Origin of the sequence: Saccharomonospora iraqiensis subsp. paurometabolica YIM 90007 (assembly GCF_000231035.2) — a bacterium.
In the GTDB taxonomy this organism is placed as follows: Bacteria; Actinomycetota; Actinomycetes; order Mycobacteriales; family Pseudonocardiaceae; genus Saccharomonospora; species Saccharomonospora paurometabolica.
In genome coordinates this window covers 250-5,403 of the sequence record NZ_KI912250.1, presented here as the reverse complement: position 1 = coordinate 5,403, position 5,154 = coordinate 250, and the positions used below count along the sequence as shown (strand labels likewise).

General features: G+C 71.7%; 8 protein-coding genes. 4 read left to right on the top strand and 4 right to left on the bottom strand.

Going from position 1 to position 5,154, the window contains the following annotated elements; genetic code table 11:
* On the top strand, positions 1-189 hold a 189-nt coding region (locus tag SACPADRAFT_RS28160; RefSeq protein ID WP_007026399.1), incomplete at its 5' end, for a rubredoxin.
* Between the two features lie 91 nt (positions 190-280).
* On the opposite strand, the gene SACPADRAFT_RS0216025 is transcribed toward SACPADRAFT_RS28160, so the two are convergent.
* Complete coding sequence (locus SACPADRAFT_RS0216025) at positions 281-856, bottom strand: lactococcin 972 family bacteriocin (protein ID WP_233357197.1); 576 nt, start codon at positions 854-856, stop codon at positions 281-283.
* A 72-nt stretch (positions 857-928) separates the two neighbouring features.
* On the opposite strand from SACPADRAFT_RS0216025, the gene SACPADRAFT_RS0216020 reads away from it, so the two are divergent.
* On the top strand, positions 929-1,558 hold the full coding sequence (locus SACPADRAFT_RS0216020) for a TetR/AcrR family transcriptional regulator (RefSeq protein ID WP_028662501.1): 630 nt from the start codon (positions 929-931) through the stop codon (positions 1,556-1,558).
* 36 nt (positions 1,559-1,594) lie between these two features.
* Here SACPADRAFT_RS0216020 and SACPADRAFT_RS28155 read toward each other — a convergent pair whose 3' ends face one another.
* The 3 genes from SACPADRAFT_RS28155 to SACPADRAFT_RS0216005 form a co-directional block, all read right to left on the bottom strand.
* Positions 1,595-2,314 (bottom strand): hypothetical protein, encoded by a 720-nt coding sequence (locus tag SACPADRAFT_RS28155; RefSeq protein ID WP_007026402.1) that lies wholly within the window; start codon positions 2,312-2,314, stop codon positions 1,595-1,597.
* Between the two features lie 146 nt (positions 2,315-2,460).
* Positions 2,461-2,712: a hypothetical protein gene (locus SACPADRAFT_RS0216010; protein ID WP_007026403.1), complete on the bottom strand. Its 252-nt coding sequence runs from the start codon at positions 2,710-2,712 to the stop codon at positions 2,461-2,463.
* A gap of 113 nt (positions 2,713-2,825) precedes the next feature.
* Complete coding sequence (locus SACPADRAFT_RS0216005; RefSeq protein ID WP_007026404.1) at positions 2,826-3,116, bottom strand: 4a-hydroxytetrahydrobiopterin dehydratase; 291 nt, start codon at positions 3,114-3,116, stop codon at positions 2,826-2,828.
* 165 nt (positions 3,117-3,281) lie between these two features.
* Here SACPADRAFT_RS0216005 and SACPADRAFT_RS0216000 point away from each other — a divergent pair, with 165 nt between their 5' ends.
* Together SACPADRAFT_RS0216000 and SACPADRAFT_RS0215995 are read left to right on the top strand one after the other, a co-directional pair.
* Positions 3,282-4,355: a thiamine ABC transporter substrate-binding protein gene (locus tag SACPADRAFT_RS0216000; RefSeq protein WP_007026405.1), complete on the top strand. Its 1,074-nt coding sequence runs from the start codon at positions 3,282-3,284 to the stop codon at positions 4,353-4,355.
* 92 nt (positions 4,356-4,447) lie between these two features.
* Positions 4,448-5,154, top strand: a 707-nt coding sequence (locus SACPADRAFT_RS0215995; RefSeq protein ID WP_028662500.1) for an ABC transporter permease, incomplete at its 3' end; no start/stop codon positions are given.

The following is a 5,154-nucleotide window of genomic DNA, read 5'->3' as shown; positions in this document are numbered from 1 at the left end:
GCGGGCAGCGCGCGGGCGGCGCGCTGCCCGAACTGCGAGTACGTCTACGACGAGGCGGTCGGCGACCCGCGCGAGGGCTTCGCCGCGGGCACACCGTGGTCGGCGGTGCCCGACACCTGGTGCTGCCCGGACTGCGGGGTCCGCGAGAAGCTCGACTTCGTCCCGCTCGGAGAACCGGTGTCCCGGTGAGCCGCATGGCGGACCGGAGGAAGGGGACACTCCAAGGACACCGTCGGGCGGCCGGGGATCCCGGCCGCCCGACGGGAGGAGACTCAGCTGGTCACTTGCGCCAGTACGCCTTGCAGGTCGCCGTGGTGTACATGGTGACGCGTGCGCTCGAGACCGCACCGGGACCGACCCATTCGGAGTCGGTACTGCCGTCCATCGACACCGATGATCCGTGGGCCACGTCGTAGTGTCGGTACTGTGAGTAGCAGCTCTTCTGGCCGATGGCGTTGGGGCCGGATCCGTAGCTCCAGGTGCCGCCCCCCACCTCCTTCACGGCCTGCGCTCCGGGACCGGTGGAGGAGCCGTCGACGGTGACTTCACCGACGCCGGTGTATTCCACCCATCCGCCGTCCGCTGTCTCCCCGTACGCGACGACCTGGATTCCCGAATGGTCGGGCGCGGGGTCCGTACCGTCAGCGGCGGCAGCGGTGCTCGTCGACACGATGGCGCTCGCGACGGCGGCCACGACACCGGTCGCTACCGCCATCCTGCGCGAAACTCGTCTCATCGGTTCAGCTTCCCCCTTTTTCGATCCGTCATTGCGGCAGTAGATTATTCTTCCGCTCTCGAGAAAAAAGCCGCTGAACGAGCTATTCAGTCCCACCTCGGTGGAGCAATGCGATGTCACCCTGGGTAACAGTCGTCCACGGTCGGGCAAGCGTGGCTCGCGCGGGCCGACGAGTGTGCGGCTGTCGCTAGGATGGCGGCCATGACGGGTGCCGTGGCGACCGCGACGAGGGCACAGGGCGGCCCGTACCGGCAACGGATCATCGAGACCGCGATCGACTTCACCGTGCGGTCGGGATGGTCCAACCTGACGATGTCCCGACTCGCCGACCTGGTCGGCGTCAGCAGGCAGACCGTCTACAACGAGATCGGGTCCAAGTCGGCGCTCGCGGAGGCGATGGTCCACCACGAGCTCGACCGGTTCCTGGCCGCGGTGCAGCGGGCCTTCGAGCGGCACCCGGACGAGCTGGTGCCCGCGGTCCGCGCGGCGGCGGAAGCCGTGCTCGAACTGGCCGAGGACAACGTCCTGCTGCACGCGATCGTGTCCGCGACGCACGCGGCGGAGACCGATCTGCTGCCGCTGCTGACCACCCACGCGGGCCCGCTGCTGACCACCGCCAAGTCGGTACTCACCGACCGGCTCGCGCGGTACCGGCCGCCGTTGACCGCCGACGGGCTGGCCGTCGCGATCGATGTCGTGGTGCGCGTCGTGCTCAGCCACGTGATGCAGCCCTCGGACACCCCGGCCCGCACCGCCGAGCACGTCGCCTGGGTGGCGGGCCGGTTGCTCGGCGTCCCGTCGTCCGGCGGTCAACTCCGCTGAGCGCCGTGTCCCACCCGGGTGGGACACGACACGGCGTCACGGGCGGTCGAAGATCGATTCGTCGGGGCGGGTCCCGGTGGTGGTCTCGACCGAGCGGAAGATCAGCTCGTCCTCGCTCATCCCCTGTTGCTCGGCCATCATGGCGAACGCCGACCGGGCACGACCCACCATCGGCATCATGTTGATCGTCCACGAGTCCCCGGAGCGCGCGAACTCGTACTCGAACGGCCCCTTCTCCCCGTCCCGGAGCACGGTGGCGGTCGCCTCGTCGCCCCGCACCGTCACCTCGCCGATGTCGTGCCGGGCGATCGCGGCGCTGTTCACCATGCCCTCCTCGACGCCGAGAACGTAGGCTTCCCGCCCGCTCATCCCGTTCAGCTCCGCGGGTGTGGAGATCGTCCGGAACACGGCGACGTTGTAGCGGTCCAGGGCGGGCAGTTCCCCGAGGCGTTCCGGCCCCGCGGTCGCGCCCAGCTCGGCCAGGGTGCGGTAGTAGTCGACGGTCTCATCGCTGATCAGTTCGACCGCCGTGGCACCGTCGCCCTGTTCCAGGGCGCGCCGGTACCGGTCGAACATCGCCACGACCTGCTGGTCCGTGTCCCGGGAGGCCGCGCCGGTGTCGCGGGGCGCCCCGGTCGCGGAGTCGCGGACCGCGTCACCGGTCTCGTTACCGGTGCCCTCGACGCCGGAGCACGACACCGTCGCCGCCCCGAGCACGACGACCAGGAGCCCGCCGATCCACTGCCTTCCAAACATGTCTCTCCTCGGGAAATGCCGCGTATCCGCGCCGGTCACGGTGCCCGCGTCGTCGCGGGCCCGAGGAGCGTAGCCAGGTGCCGGGCACCCCGCCCGGTGTCGTGACCCGACCGGTGGACCACCGATCGCGGGTTATCCGGGCGGGGTCAGCCGTGCTCGACGTGCCGACGCCTGCGGGCGGTGTAGAACAGCACCGCGAACGCCGTGGCGATCATGACCGCGAACGCGGTGCCCCCCACCACGAGGGCCTGGACCACGACGTCCGACGGGGGCGTCGGCGCGCTCTCCGCAGGGGTGCCGGTCTCCTCCTGCGCCGAGGCCACACCGGAGCCGAGGCCCGCCAGGAACACGGTCAGCAACCCCAGCAGAGACGGGACCGGCCGGACGTTGCGGTTCATCGCGCACTCCCCTCGACAACGGATGATCCCTCTGTGGATGACGCTCGGCGCCGGTGGGGGAGTTGCCCGGAACGGGCGAGATCACACCGTTCGTGGCACGGCCGGGATCCGGATCACATCGTGTCCAGGGCCCCGTCGATCTCTCCCGCCAGGGACGTGTCCTTCTCGGTGATCCCGCCGTGCGAGTGGGTGCTGAGCCGGAAGGTCACGGTCCGGAACCGGATGTCGATGTCCGGATGGTGGTTCTCGCTCTCGGCGATCTCGGCGACCCGGTTCACGACCTGGATCGCGTGCGGGAAGTCGGGCAGCTGGGCCGTGCGTTCGATCGCGTTGCCCTCACGGTGCCATTCCGGCAGGTGGGACAGGGCCTGGTCGATCCGCTCGTCACTGAGTAACTCCGTCATGCCTCCATCGTGGTACGTGGACGGGTACGCTGCACGCTGCCACGGGAGTCCGGCGCGCCGGGCTGAGAGGCGGGTCCGCGGCCCGCGACCGTTTCGCACCTGATTCGGATCATGCCGACGCAGGAAGGGGGCACCTTCCGCGCCGGTACACGGCAAGGAGGGTGAATGGGCCACAGCTTCCGTCCGCGGCCGGGTTCCGCGCGGGTGGCGGCCGCCCTGGTCTCGGCCGGTGTGCTCGCCACCGGATGCACCGTCATGGCCGGCGACGACGAGTCGTCGGAGCAGCCGGTCACGGTGACGCTGGTGACCCACCAGTCGTGGTCCGTGCCGGAGGAGGTCGTCCACGGGTTCGAACAACGCTCCGGGCTCCGGCTCGAGGTGCGGACGGAGGGCGACGCCGGCGAGCTGACGAACAAGCTCGTGCTGCGCCGGGACGACCCGATCGGCGACGTCGCGTACGGCGTGGACTCCACCTTCGCCGGCAGGGCCCTGTCCGCGGGGGTGTTCGAGCCCTACACCAGCCCGGAGGCCGACCGTGGCCCGCACCGGTACACGATCGACCCGCGGCAGCGCCTGTCGGCGGTCGACGTGGGCGACGTGTGCGTCAACATCGACAGCGAGTGGTTCGCGGAGAACGACGTCGCCGAACCCACCACGCTGGCCGACCTCACCGAACCGGAGTACGCCGACCTGCTCGTGACGCCGAGCCCGGCGACCTCCTCGCCGGGGCTGGCGTTCCTGCTCGCCACCGTCGCCGAGTTCGGCACGGACGGCTGGACCGACTACTGGCGCGACCTCGCCGACAACGGCGCGCGCGTGGTCAGCGGGTGGACCGAGGCCTACACCCAGGAGTTCTCCGGCTCCTCGGGGCAGGGCGAGCGGCCGATCGTGGTCTCCTACGCCTCCTCCCCGGCCGCGGAGGTCGGCCGGGACGGGCGTCCCCGCACGAGCGCGCTGCTCGACACCTGTTACCGCCAGGTGGAGTACGCGGGTGTGCTGGCGGGCACCGACCGGCCGGACGCGGCGGGCGAGGTGGTCGACTTCCTGCTCTCGCCCCGCTTCCAGACGGCTCTCGCCGAGAACATGTACGTCTACCCCACGCGGCACGGCGTCGCGCTGCCGGAGGGCTGGGCGCAGGTGGCACCCCGCCCGCGGGATCCGATGTCGCTACCCACCGAGCAGGTGGGCGAGAACCGGGAACGCTGGATCGGCGAATGGCGCACGGTGCTCGACCGGTGACCGACGGCCCCCGCCGGGCGGAGACCCGGCGGGGTGGCGGCTTCCGGCGGGGTAACGGCGTTTCGCGGGTGCTGGGCGCGGCCGCGCCGGCGCTGCTGCCGGTCGCCTTCCTCGGGGTGTTCTTCGCCTGGCCGGTCGTGGCGATCGTGCGTCTCGGCTTCGCCGACGGCGGCGTGGCGGCCACCCTGCTGGAGGGTTCGACGTGGGAGCTGGCCGGGTTCACCGTGGCGCAGGCCGCGGCGGCCACCGCGGTCGCCGTCCTGGCCGGTCTCCCGCTCGCCTGGCTCACCGCCCGAGCCCGGCTGCCCGGGGTCACCGCGGTGCGCACCCTCGTGCTGGTGCCGTTCGTGCTGCCCACCGTGGTGGTGGGGCTGGCGTTCCGCGCCCTGTGGCCGGACGGGGGCGTGGCCACGATCGTGCTCGCCAACGCCTTCTTCAACGTCGCCGTGGTGGCCCGCACGGTCGGCGGGCTGTGGTCGCATCTGGACCGCCGCGTCGAGGACACCGCCCGCGCGCTGGGCGCCTCCCGGTGGCGGGCGTTCCGGTCGGTGACCCTGCCTGCGCTGTGGCCCGCCGTGTCGTCGGCGGCGGCCGTGGTGTTCCTGTTCTGCGCGACGAGTTTCGGCGTGGTGCTCATGCTCGGCGGAACGCGGTACCGCACCCTGGAGACCGAGATCTACCTGCGCACGGTGAACCTGCTCGACCTCTCCGGCGCGGCGGCGCTGTCCCTGGTGCAGGTGGCCGCCGTGGTGGCGGCGCTGGTCGTGGGGGCGCGGGCCCGCAGGCGGCGCGAGGCGGC